The 22,474-nt window shown below is 61.5% G+C and carries 16 protein-coding genes; 4 read left to right on the top strand and 12 right to left on the bottom strand.

Features of this window, described 5'->3' with window-relative positions; genetic code table 11:
• Positions 1-254: 254 nt before the first annotated feature.
• Entirely contained in the window at positions 255-716 is a 462-nt protein-coding gene (locus ASE71_RS23815; protein WP_034802042.1) for a hypothetical protein, read from the top strand.
• Positions 717-813: 97 nt separating this feature from the next.
• Here the strand turns inward: ASE71_RS23815 and ppk2 are convergent, their stop codons facing one another.
• The 5 genes from ppk2 to ASE71_RS23790 form a co-directional block, all read right to left on the bottom strand.
• Positions 814-1,668: a polyphosphate kinase 2 gene (gene ppk2 / locus ASE71_RS23810; RefSeq protein ID WP_060520555.1), complete on the bottom strand. Its 855-nt coding sequence runs from the start codon at positions 1,666-1,668 to the stop codon at positions 814-816.
• The gene (locus ASE71_RS23805) at positions 1,655-3,418 is read right to left on the bottom strand and encodes a SulP family inorganic anion transporter (protein WP_060520554.1); all 1,764 of its coding nucleotides are present in this window, start codon (positions 3,416-3,418) and stop codon (positions 1,655-1,657) included. Before ASE71_RS23805 ends, ppk2 begins: the two co-directional genes overlap by 14 nt.
• A gap of 250 nt (positions 3,419-3,668) precedes the next feature.
• The gene (locus tag ASE71_RS23800; protein WP_034802004.1) at positions 3,669-4,139 is read right to left on the bottom strand and encodes a BA14K family protein; all 471 of its coding nucleotides are present in this window, start codon (positions 4,137-4,139) and stop codon (positions 3,669-3,671) included.
• Between the two features lie 100 nt (positions 4,140-4,239).
• Entirely contained in the window at positions 4,240-4,728 is a 489-nt protein-coding gene (locus ASE71_RS23795; RefSeq protein WP_244496921.1) for a hypothetical protein, read from the bottom strand.
• Positions 4,729-4,817: 89 nt separating this feature from the next.
• Positions 4,818-5,783: an alpha/beta fold hydrolase gene (locus ASE71_RS23790; protein WP_060520552.1), complete on the bottom strand. Its 966-nt coding sequence runs from the start codon at positions 5,781-5,783 to the stop codon at positions 4,818-4,820.
• Positions 5,784-5,884: 101 nt separating this feature from the next.
• Between ASE71_RS23790 and ASE71_RS23785 the strand changes: the two genes are divergently transcribed.
• On the top strand, positions 5,885-6,343 hold the full coding sequence (locus tag ASE71_RS23785) for an Rrf2 family transcriptional regulator (RefSeq protein ID WP_060520551.1): 459 nt from the start codon (positions 5,885-5,887) through the stop codon (positions 6,341-6,343).
• 197 nt (positions 6,344-6,540) lie between these two features.
• On the opposite strand, the gene ASE71_RS23780 is transcribed toward ASE71_RS23785, so the two are convergent.
• The 5 genes from ASE71_RS23780 to msrA form a co-directional block, all read right to left on the bottom strand.
• Positions 6,541-7,425: a DMT family transporter gene (locus tag ASE71_RS23780; RefSeq protein WP_034802010.1), complete on the bottom strand. Its 885-nt coding sequence runs from the start codon at positions 7,423-7,425 to the stop codon at positions 6,541-6,543.
• 156 nt (positions 7,426-7,581) lie between these two features.
• A complete protein-coding gene (locus ASE71_RS23775) occupies positions 7,582-7,932 on the bottom strand; it encodes a ribbon-helix-helix domain-containing protein (RefSeq protein ID WP_060520550.1) in 351 nt (116 codons plus the stop codon).
• A gap of 24 nt (positions 7,933-7,956) precedes the next feature.
• The gene (locus ASE71_RS23770) at positions 7,957-8,553 is read right to left on the bottom strand and encodes a DJ-1/PfpI family protein (RefSeq protein ID WP_060520549.1); all 597 of its coding nucleotides are present in this window, start codon (positions 8,551-8,553) and stop codon (positions 7,957-7,959) included.
• Positions 8,554-8,654: 101 nt separating this feature from the next.
• Entirely contained in the window at positions 8,655-9,881 is a 1,227-nt protein-coding gene (locus tag ASE71_RS23765; RefSeq protein ID WP_060520548.1) for a bifunctional alpha/beta hydrolase/OsmC family protein, read from the bottom strand.
• A 141-nt stretch (positions 9,882-10,022) separates the two neighbouring features.
• Positions 10,023-10,529, bottom strand: coding sequence for a peptide-methionine (S)-S-oxide reductase MsrA (gene msrA / locus ASE71_RS23760; protein WP_060520547.1), 507 nt, complete (start codon positions 10,527-10,529; stop codon positions 10,023-10,025).
• A 757-nt stretch (positions 10,530-11,286) separates the two neighbouring features.
• Here msrA and ASE71_RS23755 point away from each other — a divergent pair.
• On the top strand, positions 11,287-11,958 hold the full coding sequence (locus tag ASE71_RS23755) for a response regulator (RefSeq protein WP_060520546.1): 672 nt from the start codon (positions 11,287-11,289) through the stop codon (positions 11,956-11,958).
• Between the two features lie 201 nt (positions 11,959-12,159).
• Here ASE71_RS23755 and ASE71_RS23750 read toward each other — a convergent pair whose 3' ends face one another.
• On the bottom strand, positions 12,160-12,825 hold the full coding sequence (locus ASE71_RS23750; protein ID WP_060520545.1) for a response regulator: 666 nt from the start codon (positions 12,823-12,825) through the stop codon (positions 12,160-12,162).
• On the bottom strand, positions 12,818-14,293 hold the full coding sequence (locus ASE71_RS23745) for a sensor histidine kinase (RefSeq protein WP_244496920.1): 1,476 nt from the start codon (positions 14,291-14,293) through the stop codon (positions 12,818-12,820). The genes ASE71_RS23750 and ASE71_RS23745 overlap by 8 nt, the downstream gene beginning before the upstream one ends.
• 411 nt (positions 14,294-14,704) lie before the next feature.
• Between ASE71_RS23745 and ASE71_RS23740 the strand changes: the two genes are divergently transcribed.
• Positions 14,705-22,474 (top strand): peroxidase family protein (locus ASE71_RS23740; protein WP_162263923.1); only part of this gene is annotated, 7,770 nt, incomplete at its 3' end.

The following is a 22,474-nucleotide window of genomic DNA, read 5'->3' as shown; positions in this document are numbered from 1 at the left end:
GCGGTTGTGGTATTTTAGGATAGCCTTGCATCGGGAGAGCCAGTCGCGGTTCTTTCGTTTTGCAGTGAAAAGACCAATGAATAGAGGGCCATCGGAGATATAGCGGCTCGCATTCGAAAATGTTTCGTCCCCGAATTGCACTGCCATTTGGGTTTCCTTGGATGTAACTGCGGGACGTCCCTGGTCATGTGATGCACGGAAGCCGTGTATCGCTTCGTCACAGAGCGCCCATTTGCTTGAAGTGGATCGACGTGATGTCTGACAACAAGAATGCCGGCGCACCTCCAAGTGCACAGGACCTCAGAATGCAGATGCTCCAGCGTGAAATGGACGAGATGGACAAGGAGCGGCGACTAAAATCCATCGAAGAGCAAAAGCTCGCCGACTTTGCCGCGGATTTTCTCAAGAAGCATGTAACGGAAGAGGAAATCGCCATCGTTCGCCGGCTGGTCGCGAACGCCGTGAAGGCCGGCAAGTTCGAAGCGATGGTCTACAGCTTCCCGTCCGAGCTTTGCACTGACAGCGGCCGCGCGATCAACAGCGGCGACCGGGATTGGCCGAACACGCTGCAGGGAAAAGCAAAAGAGTTCTTTGATCGCTATCAGGCCTTCGGCAAGCCAAGTGGCTACAAGTTGAAGGCGATGATCATCAACTTCCCGGGTGGCGTGCCCGGTGACGTCGGGTTCTTCTTGAACTGGGCTCCCGAAAAAGCCTGAGTACGACCGTCCCGGCGTCGCATCGCGTTGTCACGCTGCGGCCCGTCCCCGATCGAAAGTGTTCAAAGCCCGCACCTTTGGTGCGGGCTTTTCAGTCTTATAAAACGTCGGGCACGTTTCTACGCACGTGGTCGTCCGCAGCAAAGTCATCCGGCCGTTTCTGGCGCTTGCCGAGATCGGGCTCCGAGAATTTCACGCGCTCGTATGGGATCGACGAGAGAATGTGCGAGATGCAGTTGATGCGGGCACGCTTCTTGTCATCCGACGGTACGATCCACCAGGGCGCGAAATCGGTGTCCGTCATACGGATCATCTCGTTGTAGGCGCGGGTATAATCCCACCAGCGGCGATAGGATTCGACGTCCATCGGGCTGAGCTTCCACTGGCGCAGCGGATCGGCAATGCGCTGCCGGAAGCGCTTTTCCTGCTCCTTCTCGCTGACGTCGAGGAAGTATTTGAGCAGGATGATGCCGCTTTCGACCATGGCCGCTTCGAAACGCGGCGCGAGCTCGAGAAAGCGTCGGGCACTGTCATCCGAGCAGAAACCCATAACGCGCTCGACGCCGGGGCGGTTGTACCAGGAGCGATCGAAGATCACGATCTCGCCAGCGGCGGGCAGGTGTTGGATATAGCGCTGCATGTAGATCTGCGACTTCTCGCGGTCGGTCGGCGCCGGCAGCGCGGTCACGCGGAAGACGCGTGGGCTGACACGCTCGGTCAGCCGCTTGATCACGCCGCCCTTGCCGGCCGCATCGCGGCCTTCGAAGACGATGACGATGCGCGCGCCTGTTTTCTTCACCCAGGCCTGCAGATGGGCGGTTTCCTGCTGCAGCCGGGCGAGCTCCTTGGCATAGCCCTCGGATGACAAGTCGTCCGAAGTCGTCGCGTCGGCGGCTATTTCGCCTTCGCTCTTGTCTTTGCCCTTTTTCTTCTTGCCGTCATGCTTGCCCATTTTTCCCTCCCGTTCGGACATGGTCATCTGGCTTGATCTCGATAGAACCGGTCGGCTGACCGTCGTTCCGCCCGTACTTGGTCTCGTAAGCGTCGAGCGCATCTTCCATTCCCTCGAAGATCATACCCGGGCCGATCTTCTCGACGACCCCGGAGCGCTCGAGCAGGGCGCGCGCATCGGTATGCAACTCGGCCAGGCCGAGCGTGACGCCGCGGTTCTTCAGGTCGCTCTGCAACTCTCCAAGCATGTCCGCGGCGGTGCTGTCGATTTGCGGGATGGCGCTCGCATCGATCACCAGCCAGCGAGTAGGTTTCGGCAGGCTCTCGGCGATCACCTCGAGGCGCTCGCGGACGTAATCGGCGTTATAGAAAAGCAGACTATCTTGAACCATGCAGGCACCGAAGCCTGGAACCGGGCGTGCCTCGGTCATGCGGTGCAGCTTGTAGAAGCCGTCGCGCCCGGGGATGCGGCCCAGCATCGCGTCGTGCGGATACATGGTCTGCAAGATGAGGTACACCAGTGTTGCAGCGATGGCGATGACCACGCCGTTCAGCACGCCGAGGCCGATCGGTCCCCAAAGGGCAATCAGCGCGAAAATGAACTCGATGCGGTTGACGGTCCAGATCCGTCTGAGGCCGTCGATGTCGATCAGGCTGAGCGCCGTTGCCGCAAGGATCGCCCCGAGCGCGGCGACCGGCAGAATGCGAAGGACGTCACCAAGAAAGAGCAGCACCACCATCAGGGTCCCTGCCGCAACGAGGCTCGCGATCTGCGAACGCCCACCCACGGCGAAGTTCACGGCCGTGCGTGAATCCGAGGCGGTCACCGGAAACGTCCCGAACAGTCCTGCCGCAATGTTGGCGGCGCCGAAGCCGCTCAGTTCACGGTTCGGATCGACGCGGTAGCCGCCGAGCGCCGCAAAGCTGCGCGCTGCGATGACGCCGGAACCGAAACTGACGAGGAAGATTGCCGCGCCGCCGGTCAGCAATCCATCGATCGGCAGACCCTCGAGACGAGGCAGGACGAAGGTCGGCAAGCCGTCGGGAATGTTGCCGACGACCGTCATGCCGCGCCCTTCGAAGTCGAAGAGATATGACAACAACACCGCGACGAAGACGACGATAACAGGACCTGGAACGGGTGAGCGATAGAAGCGGGCGACCTGCAGCAGCGCAAAACACGCCAAGGCAAACACCAGAGTGGGCCAGTGGATGGAGCCGGCCTGCCTCAGAAGTTCGAGAATAGGGCTGATCAGCCCGTCCGACTCGATCTGGACGCCGGTGACGCGCTTGATCTGTCCAACCAGAATCGAGAGGGAAATTCCAGCAAAGAAGCCTGTGAGGATCGGGCGAGAAAGAAAGGTCGCGAGCACGCCGAGACGGACGAGGCGTGCAATCAGACAGAGGATGCCGACGATGAGGGCCAGCAGGGCCGCCGCCGTTACGCGGTCAGCGCCACCGGCAGAGGAGGCGAATACCGTCGTTAGCACGGCCGCCAGCACCGTCATCGTCGCCGCATCCGGTCCGACGATCAGTTGCCGCGACGGACCGAAAAGGGCGTAGGCGACAAGCGGCGTGATGCTCGCATAAAGGCCCGTCTCGGGCGGCAGCCCGGCGATGGCGGGATAGGCGATGGCGCTCGGCAATCCGACCGCGGCAATGGCGACGCCTGCGGAAATGTCGCTGCGCAACCAACTTCCCTGATACCCCTTAAGGTTGTCCAGAAGCGGCAGGCGAGGCAGGTTCAGCATGCTGACGGTCCCCGGGGGCACAGCCCTCTTAAAGTGCTCTAAACGCTACAAATCAGGCCGCGCGGGAAGCGCAAACAATGCACTCTACCATTGCGTACATTAGGGTTGCAAAACTTTCCTTTCATCGGCTTCGACAAAAAGAATAAAAGTTGCAGACAATTAGAGGTGGCCTGCCGCGTCGATCCGGCAAGTGCCGGACCGAGGGATCTGCACCAAGTTATGAAGCCCGTGTCAGCTGAGCTTCAACGCTTCAGTAGTAGGGGGAGACACACGCCTGCCGCGGACCGTAATACGGCTGGAACGTGTCGTCATAGGCCCTGTAGGACCGGTAACGAGCGTAGCACCAGCGGGTGTGGGCGCTGCCTCCGTAATAGGTTTGGCGATAGTAGCGCGGCGCATAGTAGCGTGGGGCGGAATAGGTCGGGCCGTAATAGCCTTCGTCATAATAGCCCGGGCCATAGTAGCGAGGCTGCGCGAGCAGCCCGCCGATGATCGCGCCGGTTGCCAATCCGCCGAGCGCCCATGCCCAGTCATCGCCACCGCCGTGGTGATGCCCGTGGTTGTAGCCGCCGTGATAGCCGCCGCCGTGGTGCCTGTACTGAACCGGTTGGACTTGAGATGCCTCGATCTCCGCCGTAACGGCTGGAGGAAATGCCATGGCCGGCGGAACACTCGTAGCCACCGCCGCCAGTGACAAGGCAAAGATTGCTAGCCTCTTCATTGGCTTCACCTTCTTTCCACCCCGCGCCCGATTATAGCGCGGAACCGGTTCGATGGCACTTCGTTTTCCAGATGCTTCCGCCGCCCGACCAAGCGGCTGTCTATTTGACGACAGTCACGCTCAATACGCCTTCTTCGATCTTTCCGTCTTCATATGGGGAGCGAATGGCAAGCCGGTCGCGGCCGGTATAGCCGGGGTTCGGCGTATAGTAGGCGACGACGCCATTCACCTTGGTTGTCGCGCATTTTGACTGCTTGCCCACAAGTTTCGGATAGACCGCCTCGTGGACAATCTCCAGGTGGCCATGCTTGGGCTTCTCCGCAATCGTCATCGCCGGATAGTCGATCTGGCTGCAGTTATCGTCGATATGCCAGTTCTTGGCGACGAGCGTCTTCACCCCGCTGCGCGCCGTGATCGATAGCGCCTGCTGCCGGGAATCGCCGGAGGTTGTGGTGCAAGCCGACAAGGCGACAACGATTACGGGCAAAAAGAGATATCGAAAGGTTTTCATGAGGAATCCTGAGAATACTTTAGGTTTGGATTTAAGTCTCATGAGGGCCCGGGCCGCACCCGTTTCATCGAGATGCACCCCTTGGATCAACACGTTTTGCGTGTGCGATCATGCATTTTTTGGTCTCGGGGGATAGGGGGTGTCCTCGCTCGTCGATCACGTGGCTTTCAAACATTCCGGGCAAACCGGATGAGAACCTCGTTCACGACATCGGGGCGCTCCTGCGGCAGCCAATGGCCGCTGCCGGGCACGATGATGCTTTCCTTGAGCTGCGGGACGAGGGGCGGCATTGCATCGACAATTTCGCGCATCCCGGGGATGGCGAGGCCCGTGTCGCGCTCGCCGACCATGAACAGGGCAGGAATTTCGACCTTTACGCCGGCGAAAGCGGCCTGCAGCTGCCAATTGCGATCGAGGTTTCGATAGTAGTTCAACCCTCCGCGAAAACCGGTCGTGGCAAAGGCGCTGATGTAGGTGTCGAGGTCTGCAGCAGTGAGCCAGTCGGGCATGCTGTCGGGCAGCGGCGCAAGCAGTCCATGCCGGCGCGATACCATGCCGAACGGATTGGGTGTCTGGTCTCCGGCCTGTCGCGCGCCCGCGTCGCCGGAAGCCGCAAAGAGGATCTTTCGCAGCGTCTGGCCGATGTCACGCTCCAGCTCCGCCTCGGCGACATCAGGCTCCTGGAAATAGAGCGTGTACAATTCTGCCTCGTCGGTCCGCGGGAAGATCCGGGTCGGCGGAACGGGCGGCTGGCCCATCATCGGCACGCTCATGGCGACGACGCCGCAGAAACGGTCGGGCCGCATCTGTGCCGCCTGCCAGGCAACGGTCGCGCCCCAGTCGTTACCGACGAGGATGGCCGTTGATAGGTCGAGGGCATCCAGCAGAGCAATCATGTCGCCGACGATGTGAAACACGCTGTATTCGTCGACCGATGGAGGACATTCCGAGAGGCCGTAGCCGCGCATGTCAGGCGCGATCGCGCGAAAGCCCGCCTCCGCAAGTGCCGCTATCTGGTACCGCCAGGCATGGGAGGTCTCCGGGAAGCCATGGCAGAGCAGAACGGCCGGGCCGTTTCCCTGTTCGATAAAGCCCATGCGGATGGTTCGGGTCTGGATTGTCTGGGCCTGCATCTTCGTTCCTTCTCGACACTCTGATACCGTAATTGTATAAGTTACGGAAACGGGTGGCGTCAAGAGTGCGTAACTTATACTGTTACGCTATGGGGAGTCGAATGAAGCAAGACAGCCGGTTGGCGCGGATGATCCATGTGCTCATACACATGGCACTGCTCGGGGGACGGGAGACGTCAGAGACCATCGCCAAGATGCTGAACACCAACCCGGTGGTCGTTCGCCGGACGATGGGGGCGTTGAAGCGCAAGGGTGTCGTCGGTTCCGAAGGCGGCCGGGGAGGGGGCTGGGCGCTTCTGCGGCCGCTTGAGGAGTTGACGGTGCTCGATGTGCAGCGGGCGCTGGACGATGGGCAGGTTCTGGCGGCAGGCGTGTCCGAGGACCATCCGACCTGCCCGGTGGAGCGCGCAGCGAATGCGGCGCTGGTGGACGCCTTCGAAAAAGCGGAGCGGACCCTGCTGCAGGAGTTTGCCGAACTCAGGCTTTCAACGATTGCGGAGCGTGCGATGAAGGATGCTGCGGGGTCTCAGCGGGCAACGCACCTGGATCATCAAGCCTGAAGGCTCCACGCATGTGGGCGATGAGCAGGCGAAGCGGCAGCATCGAGCGAGCTTGTGGTCAGGCCCTTTCGCCAAAAACTGAGCCGGCGGCTCTGCATGATCGTCCGGCAGGACAAGCGGCTTGATCTCGGCCTTCGAAAGACGCTGGCTGCTCTCATATCGCTGGCGGCGCCTGAGCGGCCGGTCAGCGAGCAGGACTAGGCGCGCGATACCGACGACCGTCTCGCCAGCTGATGCTCGCGCCAGATCGTGAAGAGACCGGCGCCGACGACGATGAGCGCGCCGACGATCATGTTGTGAGTGATCGTCTCGCCGAAGAGCATGACGGCGAAGATCACATTGAGGACCAGCTGGAAATAGGTAACGGGCTGGACTTCGGCTGCCGGCAGCAGTCCGTAGGCTTTGATGAGGAAAAAGTGACTGAGGGTGCCACAGACGCAAAGCGCGGCAAGGGCAAACCAATCGGACGGCACCACCTCTGTCCAGTAGAACGGGCCGACCAGCGAGATCGCCACGGCGCCGACAACACCGGCATAAAAGAGGCTCGTGACGGCCGAATCCTCGCGACTGACGGCGCGGGTGGCAATGCTGTAAAGCGCGAAAAGCACGGAGGCTGCGAGCGGCAGAAGCAGCGACATGTCGAAGTGCACGTTGACGGGATTGATGATCACCAGAACGCCGATCAGACCGATCAGAATGGCCGCACCGCGCCGCCATCCCACGGTCTCCCCGAGAAGAGGGATCGAGAGGATGGTGATGATCAGTGGTGTCGCCTGAAAGATCGACTGGCTCATGGCGAGCCCGGCGTGAACGTAGGAAATGACGATGACGACAATTTCGGCGACGAGCAGCAGGCCTCGCACGACCTGCAGCCAGGGATGGCGCGTGTGAGCGGTCTTGCGAAGTCCACCCGATGACGAGGCGGCGAAAGCGAACACGAAGAGCGCAAACGCCCAGAATCGGATCATCGTGATGAACAAAGCGGGGTAGCGGTCGCCAAGATACTTGGTGATGGCGTCCTGGCCAGCAAAGATGCAAATGGCAAGGAAGGCAAACAGATAACCGCGGGTCTTGGGGCTCATTGCACTACAAACTCAGAATCGCTGGCCCCCTGAATAGCATAGTCTTGTCGCCGGGGCTTGAACCAAACGACTTTGGTTTGATGATCCTGGATCCGCGGCAGCAGGCGAGGGGCGCGTCGAGCCGGGACTGCCCCCGCGAAGGGGGCCTGCCTCAGCTCAATGATATTTTTCCTGCTCGCGCGTGAGGATCGCCGGAGCGTTCAGCCCGGCGATCGGTTGGTTGACATCCGTCGGAATGTCGCCTGACAGCTGCAGGTCGAGATAGCGCGCGCAGCAGACCCTCAGGAATGATGTGAAGTTCCCGAGATCATGCCCGGCATCGATGGACTCGTGGTGTAGCTTGGTGATCAGCTGCGTGACGTTCATACGATCGCGCCGCGCGATCTCCTCAAGCTTCGACCAGAAGAAGTTCTCCAGCCGGACGCTCGTCACCATGCCATCGATGCGCAGCGACCGGGTGGTGCTCTCCCAGAGCCGCGCATCCGCCTTTATGAACAACTCGCACATCTCGCCCCTCCCGTGGCTGCCTTCTCAGGCGGCGTCCGTTTGTAGCAGGGCCGAGGCGTCGAGCACAGCCATGAACTGGCGCAGCCACGACGGATGGGCGGGCCACGCCGGCGCGGTAACGAGGTTGCCGTCGGCGACCGCGTCGCTGATCGCGATATCCGCATAAATGCCGCCGGCAAGTTCGACCTCCGGACGGCACGCCGGGTAGGCCGAACAGGTGCGGCCCTTCAACACGCCGGCCGCCGCCAGCAATTGTGCGCCGTGGCAGATGGCCGCCACCGGTTTTCCCGCCGCGAAGAAATGCTGGACAGCCTTGATGACATCCGGGTTGAGACGCAGATATTCGGGCGCGCGACCGCCGGGTATGACCAGCGCGTCGTAATCTTCAGCGCGGATGGCGGAGAAGGTGGCGTTGAGCGCAAAATTATGGCCGCGCTTTTCGGAATAGGTCTGGTCGCCTTCGAAATCATGGATCGCGGTCGCAACCGTCTCGCCGGCATTCTTGCCGGGGCAGACAGCATGCACCATGTGGCCGCAGGCGAGCAAGGTCTGAAACGGAACCATCGTTTCATAGTCTTCGGTGAAATCACCGGTGATCATCAGAATTTTCGAGTTTGCCATTTGTTTCCTCCCAAAAACCAATGGGCGGAGTTTAGCAATCCGGCTGAGGCAACGGGTACTAGCGGAATACTACAAAGGAAAATTCCGGGCAGGGCCGCGGACTATTTTACGGCCGTCGTTATCTTGGCGATCCCTTCCAGAGTGCGATGGACCGGGCACTTGTCGGCAATCTCGGCGATCTTGGAGCGAAGCTCGTCTGCGACCTCGCCCTCGATCGCTATGACCCGCTCGAACCGGTCGATCTTCCCGCTGTCGGCGCGCTCCGTTGCAGCGCAGTCTTCGCAATCCCGCGCATGGATCTTGGAATGCGAGACCTCCACCTTGATGCGCCCGAGCGGCAGCTTCTTGTGGTCGGCGTAGAGGCGCAGCGTCATGGAGGTACAGGCGGCAAGCCCGATCGACAGGTAGTCATAGGGCGATGGCCCGGAATCGAACCCGCCGACGCTTTGCGGCTCGTCGGCAAAGAGGCGATGCCTGCCGGCTTGAACCGAATTCTGAAATTTGCCTTCGCCCGTTTCCGTCACCTGGACCTGTTCCGCCGGCTCCGTGCCCTGCGGACTGTCGGCCACGAGATAGCGGCTCAGCCACTCCGCAATCACCCGGGCGGCGTAGGCGGCATCGGCAGGATCGGTGAGCAGATGGTCGGCCTTGTCCAGCGAAACGAAGCTCTTCGGATGTTTGGCCGCATGGAAGAGGTCGCTGGCGTTTTCGATGCCGACCGTTTGATCCAGCGGCGCGTGGAGAATGAGAACGGGTTTCCTGAGCGTCGCCACAGCCTCATGAAGGCGCTGGGCGCAAGCGTCGTCGACGAACTGTTTCTTGATCAGGAATTTGCGACCGACAAGATCGACTTCGGCGGCACCACTTTCCTCTATTTCCTTGAGGCTCGCTCCGAAGTTCTTGAGCACATGGCCGACGTCCGCGGGTGCGCCGATCGTGGCCACGGCGCGAACTTCCGGAATTTGCTTGGCAACCGCAAAGACGGCTGCACCGCCAAGCGAATGGCCAATCAGGAGCGACGGCGCCTCGAAGTGTAGCCGTAGATAGTCGGCGGCCGAACGAAGATCCGCGATGTTGGACGAAAAGTTGGTCGAGGCGAACTCGCCCTCGCTTGATCCGAGGCCGGTGAAATCGAAGCGCAGGACCGCGATCCCTTCGCGCGCGAGTTCGGCCGAGATCTGACGCGCCGCCGCCAGATCCTTGGAGCAGGTGAAGCAGTGGGCGAAAATCGCATAGGCCCGCACCGGGCCGTTTGGAAGGTCGAGTCTGGCGCCAAGGGTAGCGCCGGAATGGCCGGTAAATTCAAGTCGTTGACTATTGAAGTTCATGTGATGCTTCCAGGAAGGAGAACAATCATCCCAAGGTCGCAACGACTGTCCTGAATTCGAATGATGCGGCCGGCGTCCATGTCCGCCGAACCTGGCGGCTGCATGCGGACACGGTTCGCCAGACGCTCGCCGGGGCGTTTGTTACTCCGCGGCGGACCGTCGCGGCAGCACCCAGTTCGGACGCGGGAAGTGGCAGGTATAGCCGTTCGGATAGCGCTCCAGGTAATCCTGGTGCTCCGGCTCCGCCTGCCAGAAGTCGCCGACGGGTTCCAGTTCCGTCACTACCTTGCCCGGCCACAGGCCAGAGGCTTCCACATCCGCAATGGTGTCCTCGGCAATGCGCTTCTGTTCGTCATCGACGTAGTAGATCGCCGAACGATAGGAGGTGCCGATGTCGTTGCCCTGACGGTTTTTCGTGGTGGGGTCGTGGATCTGGAAAAACAGCTCCAGAATCCGCCGGTAGGAGGTCTTCGCCGGATCGTAGAATATCTCGATGCCCTCGGCATGGGTTCCGTGGTTGCGATAGGTCGCATTGGGCACGTCGCCGCCGGTATAGCCCACACGGGTGCCGGTGACGCCGGGGAGCCTGCGGATCAGATCCTGCATTCCCCAGAAGCAACCGCCGGCCAGAACAGCTCTCTCGGTCATTCAGATATCCTCCACCTGGTTCGTGAGCGCGTCTTCGCTTTGTCTCCCACTGGCTGCGGGCCAGCGCGGGAGATGGACTGTAATATAGGAGCTCCTGCTGCCAAGATCAGGAGGGCGGTTCCAAATCCGTGTTTTGGCTCGGCACGTGTCGAGTTACCGGTGCCACTGCTTTAAAAGGCGATCGATGTCGCTCCCGGCAGCCGACGGGTCGTCGCCCGGCCGATCTATCCGGTTCCCCCAACAATGGCGGCTCTGGGCATCACGAGATCCTTTGCGAGTTTTCCGCATTTGACGACCCACAGTGTGAATGTCCGCTGCATTCCGCAGCCGGAAGGAAAGTAGCCAGAGCGCATTCAAATCTACCGTCATGCTGACGGCAAGGCCGCTGAGGACCGGCTTTGTGGCGACAGTTGCGCCAATCGGTGGGCAGGGGCTTTGTCGCCCTACTTCGGGCGGCGGAACTCCGTGTCGCGAGGAGGTTCAACTCCCTAAAATTAACCTATGTTTAAGCATGCGCTTTAAAATTGAGTTCTTCTGTAATAGTATTCGCGGCATGGGAGGGTGTGGGGCTCATTCGCGTCTTCTCTACCGAATGAACGAGGATGCGATGCGCTTTGTGTGATGCGCGGTCGTTTCTGTATGTATTGAATTTCGATATCAAATGTATTCGTTCCTAGCTGCATAAATTTAACTGCGTAATATCTCTGCGATTTTGCAATGTGGGTTTTTTTAAGTATCTAATTGTGGGCTGGCTTCCATGTGTATTTCCGTGGCATTTGTCGATGATCACCCTATTCTTCTTGATGGTTTAATCAGTGTTTTTTCTGGTAAGAGCGATCTGGAGATCGTTGCGAAGGGCGAGAACGCGGTTGACGCTTTAAGAATTGTCGAAGATCATTCTCCGCGCGTGCTCGTACTCGATCTCAGCATGCCGGGGGATGCCGTTGCGGCCATCGAGTTGATTGCTCGAAAGTACCAGGGCACGCGCATCATCGTCTTCACGGCGAATTCAAGCATAGAAACGGCGATCCAGGTGCTGAACTACGGTGTTGCCGGCTATGTGCTCAAGGGCAGCAGGGCCAGCGATCTGCATCAGGCGATCCGCATGGTCTATGACGGTGAGACTTTCATCTCGGCGGGGTTTGCCACAAAGGTCATCATGGCGATGAAGACCGCGGAGATGCGCCGGCGCGAACAGGCGCAACAACGCCTCAGTCTTCGTGAAGAGCAGATCGTTCGGCATCTGATGCGCGGCAGCACCAATCGGGAGATCGCGCGCTGTCTCGATATCAGCGAAAAGACGGTCAAGCACTACATGAGCGTGCTCATGCAGAAGCTCGATGCCAGGAACCGCCTTGAAGTCGTGCTGGCGGCCCAGCGGCTCGACGTGATCCCGAAGGTTGCCGGCGAGCGCGAGCGGATCAACTAGAGAATGTCGCGCAAAAGGGCGCAGCGGTTTTGCGATAACGACATTCGACAAATCAATAATCTAACGCACCGAGCCAGTCTGAAAGATCGCGACGCCCTTTAGGGCATCCGGCGGCTGGTGAACCGGTGAACGGCCAGCAAATTCGTTTGCGAGGCTGCGTCTTCGGCGAGAGGAATGCACCGACCCTGCCGGCGGTCCGGCTCACGTCTTGCGGCTTGTCGAAAGCTTCAGATGTCGCTGCGCCAGCAGGGCCGCTTCGACCCGGTTCTTGGCGCCGAGTTTGATGAGCAGTCGACCGACATGGAATTTCACCGTCTTGATCTGCACGCTCATTTCCTCGGCGATCGTCCGGTTGGTGCAGCCGCGTCCCAGCAGGCGGAAGACGATCGCCTCCTTCGGCGTCAGCTTGTCGACAAGCCGCTCCACCCGGTGGCCTTCGGTGCGGTTGCGAATGACGCCGAACAGGCGCATGCCAAGTGCGGGCGAAAGATAGGCTCGCCCCTCGTCAACGGTTGATATCGCCGTAATCAAGTCCAGTGCGGGAGCACCCTTGAGCACGTAGCCGGCCGCACCGGCATCAAGTGCCTCCAGCACGTCGTCGTCCTCCTCCGACACCGTCAGCATCACGATCTTCGTGGTTGGCCATCGCGTCGAGATTTCACGGGCGGCGTCTATCCCGCTGCCGGGCATGGAGATGTCGAGCAGCGCCACGTTCGGAAGAAAGTTTTCCACGAGCCGGAGGGCATCCTCTTTCGAGCCTCCTTCGCCGACGACGGCAAAGCGCTTGTGCGCTGATAGTGCCTGCAGGACGCCCATTCGAAAGAGTGCGTGGTCGTCGACGACGATGACCGAAGATGGTTCATCCATCGAGCATTCCTCCTCCGAGATCCAGTGTCATCTGGAGCTCCGCCCCGTCCCGTCGATGTACGAACTTCAGCGTGCCGCCAAGGCTCTCCACCCGCTGTTGAAGACCGTGAATGCCGAGACCGCTGCCATCCGGCTTGTCGCTGGAACTGCTCTTGGCAGACGGGCCGCCATGGTCGCGAACGCTGAGGTTCAGAACGGTGCCATCGATGCGGCAACGGATAGCCTGGCCCCGGCCGTTCGCATGCCGGTGGGCGTTGTTCAGGCCCTCCTGAACAAAACGGTAGATGCAGGTCTTGATAACAGGCGGGAGAGGCAACTTGCTGCCGCTGCCCTTGATGGCAACCTGGGTTCCCGTCCGCGCCTCGTGAAGTTTTGCTGCCCGCCCGATCACCTGGTCGAGGTCCAGATGCTCGATATCCGGTAGCAGCAGCGACCGCGCGATCAGGCGGATTTCCTTCAGGGCTTCTTCCAGCGTGCCACATATCACCTCCAGCGCCTCTTCACGCTCGGATCTGGACCGTGCGACGCGTACAGGCTCCGTCTGGAGGATGGCAAAGCCGATAAGCTGCGCCGGACCATCATGCAGATCCGCACCAATTCCGCGCGTCAGACGTTCGTTGGAGTCCGTCATGCGCAAGGAAGCGAGCCTTGCGCGATCGCGCAGGACGCGAATTTCCTCCGAAACCCGTTCGGCCTCCTCGGCGCGCTGCTCCAGCCGCAAACGCTGCCGCTCGATCGTTGCGCTGCCACGATGAACGATTGCGAGCAGCCCGAGCATGATGAGGGTGGATGCGCCGGCAACGACCGTCCAGCCGATCAGGCGAACCTCGAAGATCTCCCAGTGCAGGGTATCCGTATCTTCGTGTATCTCCGCGACAGCAACGACTTCACCGGTATCGGACCGGCGCAGCGGACTGTAGATTTCCAGATACCGCGTGCTCAGGCTGCGCAGCGTATGCTCGCTCGCGGTCAGGTCCGCATATTCCGCGGCAACGTCGCCCTTGAGCGCGCGCAGAAGCCCCGGCGGCGGGTTGAAACGGCGGCCAATCAACTCCTTGGATGTGGAGTAGGCGACCGACCCATCCGGCAGCCACAGCTCGAAGTAGGGAAAACGATCCTTGAACTGCGGCTCGGCAAAAAGCTCGTCGAGACGAAGCCGGCGTTCTGCCGAAAGCTGGCCCGACTGGGCAATCTCGTTTCCGGCCGGTTCGAGAATGCTCTGCATGAAGAGAGCCGTCGCAGCCGCGCGATCGACCGCAGCATTATGAGACACTTCGCGAGAGATGAGATAGCCGGAGACGGCTGCGACCAGAAAGATCAGCGCGCCGCAGGCAAGCAGGAACTGCATGGAGAGGGTCTGCCGGCCAAACCATTGTCGTATCGGCAGCAGCAACCGACGGCGGCCCACTAGCGCCGGCTCCGCTGGCGCGGCGAACTCATGCGAAATACCCCCTGAATGCTCAGTCACGCTGCGCGATTTCCTCTCGGATTGCGTGCCGCGGAAATGCAGTGCCCCGGCCAAGCCGCCCAGGCGATGATCGCACTATTCTGGCAAATTGAAAGACCTTCTCCAGTCAATTTCTACGGGAGAAAGAAGAACTGGACCTAAGTCCAGGTTTTTCATTGGACCAATGCCATGAGTGCACGTCCACTAGTCCGAAATCCGCTCCAACCTTCGTCGACAATCTCGTCCGACCTTGCGCCGTTTCTTTCGTCGGCGCCGCGGCTCACCATACGAGCATCAGAAGGCCTATTTCGGCTCACGAACGAGACACGAAAAGCAACCGGCGCGCCGGGGAGGACAGCCTCGCCGCCGGACGATGGAACTTTGTTTGAAAACGGGCGGCCGCGACTGCGGGGTGCTCCGATGGAGGGAAAAATGGTAAAGCTTAACCGGAACGACCTCGACTTCATCCTGACGCAGATCAAGATCGCCGAAGCCCACACGGCAGCCATCAACGGCGGCGCCGATCCGCGTGCCGCTCTCGAACAGCTGGTATCGAGCCCCCTTCTTCCCTACGGCCTCCGCACAGTCGATGGCTCATTCAACAACTTCCAGCCGAACATGACACAATTCGGCTCATCCGATGAAACGATGGTGCGGTTGCTGACGCCGAACTACGCGCCGGCCGAAATCAACCCGCGCAACGGGCAACAGACGAGCTATGCCGATCCGACGGGGTCCGTCTACGATAGCCAGCCACGGCTGATCTCCAACATCGTTGCCGACCAGTCGCTCGACAATCCCGCCGCGATAGCGGCAGCGCTTGCGTCCGTCGACATCAAGGGGGCGGAAGCCCTCGGCATTGTCCGCACGGTTATGGATCTGCAGGCAGTTGCACGCGCAGCGCATGCCGCCGTGACGACGGCGGCTGCGAACGCTGCCGCCGCCGTCGCTGCCGCCAATGTCGTCGTCGCCAATGCTCAGACGGCGCAGGCAACGGCGCAGGCGACTTATGACGCAGCCATCGTCGTCCAGTCGGGAGCAACGCAGGCACTCGCAAGCGCCAATGCCGCTCTGGCCTCGGCAATCGCGGCACGGGATGCCCATGCGCCTCTGGTCGCGACCGCCCAGGCGGCTGCCGCCACGGCACTTGCAGCCAGCCAGGCCGCAGCGTCGGCGGTGTCCGATGCAACGGATGCACGCAACATCGCCTTTGCCAATCTGGCCTTGGCGCAACAGGCGGAGAGCGCCGCCCTCACGGCGTTCCAGAATGCGCCGACACCGCAAAACAGCGCGCTGTATCTCGCGGCTGTGGATGCACGAGAGGACGCTCAGATCGCCTACGATCTTTCGGTCGAGAATCTGGAAGACGCTTCGGCGGCACTGACGACAGCACAGGCGGAGCACGCGACCGCGGTGATCGTCCTGCAAGACGCTGTGGCCGAGCAACAAAGCCTGGCAAGCGCCGTCGACGGTGCCCAAAGCGCTGCAGCAAGCGCCTCTTCGGCGCTGGCGACCGCCGATGCGGCGCTGGACGCGGCGGCGGGGGACCTGGCGGACGCAACAGATGCCCTCGATGACGCTATTGCCGCGCGCGACGCAATTCCGACTGGAAGTGCCGCGACGGCAGCCGCCGCGGCCGCGGCCGCGGCGGCCGATGCCGCTGTCATCGATGAGCTTTCGTCTCACGGTGTGACGATGGATGGCGACAACGTCTTCATCAAGAACGTTGCCGCCGACCTCGGCGACACCGCTTCGTTCAACGGGTTCATGACCATCTTCGGCCAGTTCTTCGACCACGGCCTCGACCTGACCTCGAAGGGCGGCAGCGGCAACGTCATCATTCCCCTGCAGCCGGATGATCCGCTCTATGTCCCGGGTAGTGCGACCAACTTCATGGTCCTTACCCGCGCGACCAATGACCCGGGCGCTGATGGTGTACTCGGAACGTCGGACGACATCCGCGATCACCGCAACGAGACCACACCGTGGATCGATCTCAACCAGGTCTATACGTCCAATCCATCGCACCAGGTCTTCCTGCGCCAGTATGTGCTTGTGGACGGCAAGCCCCTGGCAACGGGCGAGATGTTACACGGCGCAACGGGCGGACCGCCGACCTGGGCTGATATCAAGAACCAGGCAAGAGACCTGCTCGGCATCGAGCTCAGCGACCTGAACGTTCATAGTGTGCCGCTCCTGGTGACGGACCTCTACGGCGAATTCGTTCGCGGACCCAACGGCCTGCCGCTGATGATAACCGTCAACGGACCTGTCGAGGGCAATCTCGCGAACCCGATCGATGCAGTCACGGCGCTGAGCGCCGGCCGCGCCTTCCTCAACGACATCGCCCACAGCGCCGTACCGAGCGGTCCTGTCGATCACGACCGGAACCCGCAAACTGCTCCCGTTGCTGTTGTCGCGGACGACGACGATGTTGCCGGCAATCCGATCCTTCCGAACGCATTCGGCGTCAACGTCACCTATGACGATGAGTTGCTCGACGCCCACTTCGTCGTCGGCGACGGCCGCGGCAACGAGAACATCGCGCTGACGGCGACCCATTCGGTCTTCCACAGCGAGCACAACCGGCAGGTCAGCGCCATCAAGGCGACGGTGCTGGCCGAAGGAGATCTGGCGCTGCTCAACGAGTGGCTGCTGGTCGACGTGACCACGTTCCCGACCAGTTCCACAGGCCTCGTATGGGATGGCGAGCGTCTCTTCCAGGCGGCGCGCTTCTCGACGGAAATGGTCTACCAGCACCTCGTCTTCGAGGAGTTCGTCCGCGCCGTGGCGCCGCAGATCGATGCCTTCGTGTTCTCCCACTCCGTCGAGATCGACGGTGCGATCTTCGAGGAATTCGCCCAGGTCGTCTATCGCTTCGGCCACTCGATGCTTGCCGAAAACGTCGAGATGCTCACGCTGAACGCTCAAGGCGCGGCAACACCGCAGGAGCTCGGCCTGATCGAAGCCTTCCTCAACCCGCTGGCGTTCAACAATGCAGGCGTCGATGCACACGCTGCCTCCGGCGCCATCATTCGCGGCATGACCCAGCAGGTCGGCAACGAGATCGACGAATTCGTGACCAGCGCGCTGCGCAACAACCTCGTCGGCCTGCCGCTGGACCTCGCGGCGGTCAACATCACCCGAGCGCGCGAAACCGGCATTCCCTCGCTCAACGAGGCGCGACGCCAGATCTACGAACAGACGAACGACAGCTACCTCAAGCCCTATGAGAGCTGGGCGGATTTCGCCCTGCACATCAAGAACCCGCTTTCGATCGTCAACTTCATCGCCGCCTACGGCACCCATGAAACGGTCCTCGCCGCCACCACGGCCGAGGCAAAGCGGGATGCCGCCTGGGACCTCGTGTTCGGCACGCCCGGTGAAACGCCGGCGGACCGCCAGGCGCGGCTCGATTATCTGAACTCCACCGGCACATGGGCAGCGCGGGAAACCGGCCTCAACAAGGTGGACTTCTGGATCGGCGGCCTAGCCGAGGCGCTGATGCCCTTCGGCGGCATGCTGGGCTCGACCTTCACTTTCGTCTTCGAACTGCAGATCCAGAACCTCCAGAACGGCGACCGCTTCTACTATCTGAGCCGCACGCAAGGGCAGAACCTGCTCAACGAACTCGAGGCCGACAGTTTCGCCGACTTGATCCGCCGCAATACCGACACTGAGGACAGCGGCCTTCACATCAACGGCTCGGCCTTCCAGACGGCCGACTACATCATCACGATGGATCAGGCCAAGCAGTGGAACCACGGGCTCGGCAATGCTGACCCGACCCGTGAAGCCGACGTGATTTCTGCGGTTACGGGCACCGATTCCCTCGTCGTTCGCGGCACCAATTACCTGCGCTTTACCGGTGAAGAGCACGTGGTGCTTGGCGGCACGAACACCGGCGAAACCCTGATCGGGGGTGCAGGCGACGACACGATCTGGGGCGAGGGCGGTGATGACCGCATCGAGGGCGGCTTCGGCGTCGACCATCTGCACGGCGGTGACGGCGACGACATCATCACGGACAGCGGCACCGACATCGGCGCAAGCGACGTCATCAAGGGCGAAGCCGGCGACGACGTCATCAATGGCGGCATGGGCCTCGACCTGATCTTCGGCGGCGACGGCAACGACGTGCTGGCCGGCGGGGAGGATCAGAAGACGCTTTCGGGTGGCCAGGGCAACGACTTCATCCGGGCGCCCACCGGGGGTGGCGGCGCCATTCTCGGCAACGAGGGCGACGACTGGATGGAAGCCCAGGGCAATATGACAACGCTCTCGGGCGACAATTCGGAACTGTTCTTCAACTCCCGCATCATCGGCCATGACGTGATGATCGCGGGTGAGAACGATACCGATTTCGATGCAGAATCCGGCGACGACATCATGGTGCAAGGCATCGGCGTCAACCGCTCGAACGGCATGGCCGGCTTCGACTGGACCACGTTCAAGAACAACAACTACGACGCCGATGCGAACATGAACATCAGCATCTTCGTCAACCAGCAGAACAACATCCTGCGCGACCGTTATGATCTGGTCGAAGGGCTCTCTGGGTGGGATCGCAACGATACGCTCACCGGCCGGGACGTGGTCATCGGCGGTTACGATCCGAACGGCAATGCTGCTCAAGTCGACGCCGACGCTCCGATCGAGAGCTTCTCGAACGCGCTGCTAGAAAAGAATGTCGAGCGGATCGCCGGGCTGCGCGAGCTCGTCGCCCACCTCCAGCGCTTCGACCTCTACAATCCGCACAACCTCGATGCGAACGGCATTCCGATCAACCCGGCGGGCGCAAAGGAGGTCGCCGTGATGGATACGTCCGACGGGTCGGACATCATCCTCGGCGGCGGCGGTTCGGACACGATCCGCGGCATGGGCGGAAATGACATCATCGACGGCGACAAGTGGCTGAACGTACGCATCCTCGTCTCGCCGCGTGAAGGTCAGGGCTGGTCTGCCTTCAGCGTCGACTCGATCGCCGACATCCAGAGCCGCCTGTTTTCGGGCGAGATCAAGCCAAGCCAGCTGCAGGTCATCCGCGAGATTGTCGACGGCGGCAAGGCCGGCGATGTCGACACAGCCGTCTATTACGACAACTTCGAGAACTACGAGATCACCTTCAATGCCGACGGCAGCGTGACGGTCGCCCACACAGACCCCACCGCCGGCGTCATCGACCCGGTAACCGGACGCAATCTCGAGGCCGAGGGGACCGACCGCCTCTTCAACATCGAACGCATCCAGTTTGCCGATCGGGTCCTCGACCTTCGTGGTCCTTCGCTCGACCTGCACGCTTTCGACAGCGGCAATTATCGCGATGCTTTCGGTTCCGCGAACTACGCCAACTCAAACGGATCGGCGACCTGGACTTCGCCATGGATTGAGACGGACGACCGCACGACAAACGTGGCGACGACGGGCGAAATCCGCGTCAATGGCGGACAGCTCGAATTCCGCCAGGACACAGGCGCCGGCTCTACGCCAGCGGGCGCCACGATCACCCGGACCGTCGATCTTTCCATGGTCGGCGCCGGCACTGCGACGCTGAGCTTCAGCTACGAAGAAAGCGGCCTCGACAACGGCGAAACCTTGCAGGTGCAGTTCTCCGCCGATGGCAACAACTTCACGACCATAGAGACGATTACCGGCGCATCGAACGATGGGACGGCAAACCTCTCGCTTGCGGGTCCGTTCACGGCCGCGTCTGCGATCCGCTTCGTCTTCAGCGGCGTGAACGGCAACACCGAAACCGTGCGGATCGACAATGTGAATGTCGAATACACCACGCCCGTCGACGACGGAACGACGGCCTGGAACGCGACCTTCACGGAAAACCAGGCAGCCGTCGGTATCTCGAGCCTCTCGGGCATCACCACGGACGAGACGATCGTCTCGGCACGCGTCGTGCTGAAGAACATGGCAGCGGGCGACACGCTCTCGGCAACGACGGCCAACGGTCGCCCCGCGGCAATCGCGGTTTCGCAGGCAGTGATTGCCGGGGAACTCGTGCTGCTGCTCACAGGCGAGGCGAGTGCAGCCGATTACCAGCGCGCGCTGGACTCGGTCCGGTTCTCCAACACTTCGGATAACCCAGCCATCACGGCGCGGACCATCGAGGTGACGGTGAATGACGGCTTCCGGGACAGCCAGCCGGCGACCGCCACAATCAACGTCGTTGCCGTGGACGATCCCATGATCGCCAACAACGATCGTATCGTGACGAACTGGACCAATGGCAATCCCTTCACGATCCCGAGCTGGGCGCTGCTCGCCAACGATGTTGATCCAGACAGCGCCATGGCGATTTCGGCGATCACGCAGGCGAACAGTCTCACGGCAACCCTCGGCCCGGATGGCGTCACGATCAACGACAACGGCGTTGCTGTCGGTGGCAGCTTCACCTACCGCGGAACCGGTACGGATACGGCAACCGTCGACGTGGTGCGCGATATCCTGGGCACAATCGACGGCGGGACCGGCAACGACATTCTCGTCGGCGACAATGCGGCAAACACGCTGAACGGCAACGCGGGCAATGACATTGTCTTTGCCGGTGGCGGCAATGACACGATCAACCAAAGCAGCACTCAAGGACGCGATATCATCGACGGCGGTGCGGGCAGCGACACCTATGTGCTTTCGGGCAGTGCCGGCGCCGAACTGTTCCGCATCTATGCCATCACCGCCGGCCAGAACGCCAACCTGGCAACAAGCCTGAACACGACGTTCCTGGCCTCGACGGAAATCGTGATCACCCGCACCGTCGGCGGCGTCGAAAGCGTGATCGCCGAGCTCGACAACATCGAGGAGATCAGCGTCAACACCCTGAACGTGACGAACAACAACAACAATGGCGGCCCGGACCAGGGCGTCAGTCAAGGCGACACGATCCAGGTCATCGGGAATTTCGACACGACCAGCCTGAATTACTCGACGATCACCGTCGAAGGCTCCGCCGGCAACGACGTGATCGACATTTCGAGCCTGTCTTCGGCGCACCGCATCGTCTTCCGCAGCAATGGCGGTCAGGACACCATCGTCGGCGCGCTGCGGCCTCAGGATGTCATCGAGATCCCGACGGGTGCCAATCCTGCCGACTATGCCGAAACCGACAACGGCGACGGCACCAGAACCCTTTCGAGCGGCACGCACTCCATCACCTTCGTCGGCGACACGCCGACCCTCGTTTCCGGCGGAGACAATGATGATGATGATGATGATCATGATGATCATGATGACGAAGGCGGCTCGGACGATGACGGCGATGATGACCACTGCGGCTCGGGTGACGGCTCCGGTGACGCCGACGGCACACCCTTGCCGGTTGCGGCCCGCACGCTGATCGGCACGGCGGCCTCCGATGTGCTGCTCGGTGGGGCCGCCGGCGACATCCTGCTCGGTGGGGCATCGGCTGACATTCTCTCTGGCGACAGCGGCAACGACGTGTTGCGCGGCGAGGATGGCGACGATGTGCTGAGTGGCGGCGACGGCGATGACGTCGCTTCCGGTGGGGCCGGCAACGACGAAGTCCACGGCGGGGCTGGCGCCGACATGCTGTTCGGTAATGGCGGCGACGACCTTCTCTACGGCGATGCCGGCAACGACATCATCGAAGGCGGCGCCGGGGCGGACAGAGTCTGGGCCGGCGACGGCGACGACATCGTGCTTGCCACGCTCAACGACGGTTCCGATAGCTACTGGGGCGGCGATGGCGTCGACACGCTCGACTATTCGGTGGCGACCGGCAACCTGAAGGTGGATCTCGGCAACGGCTTCATGGGCCGCGGCCAGGTGGTGGGGGCCGAGGTCGGCACCGATACAATCTACGGGTTCGAGAATATCATCACCGGTTCGGGTCACGACGAGATCACCGCCTCGACGGCCGTCAACATCATGGACGGCGGCCTGGGTGACGACGTCTTCCGCTTCACGTCGGTGGCGGCGGCCGACGGCGACACGATCTACGGCTTCTCGCCGGGCGACCGGATCGACTTCTCGGCGATCGATGCAAACAGCGGGCAGGCCGGCAAACAGGGCTTCACGCTTTCCAGCGGCACGACGCTTTCAGGGGCGGGCCAGATCGTGGTTACGCACGAGACCCGCGACGGTGCCGACGTAACCGTGATCCGCGGCAGCGTCGATAGCGACCAGGATGCCGAGTTCGCACTGACGCTCGACGGCACCCACAACCTCAAG

Source organism: Ensifer sp. Root954, from assembly GCF_001429005.1.
GTDB lineage: Bacteria > Pseudomonadota > Alphaproteobacteria > Rhizobiales > Rhizobiaceae > Ensifer > Ensifer adhaerens.
The sequence above is the reverse complement of the archived record's forward strand: the minus strand, read 5'-3'. Positions and strand labels throughout refer to the sequence as shown.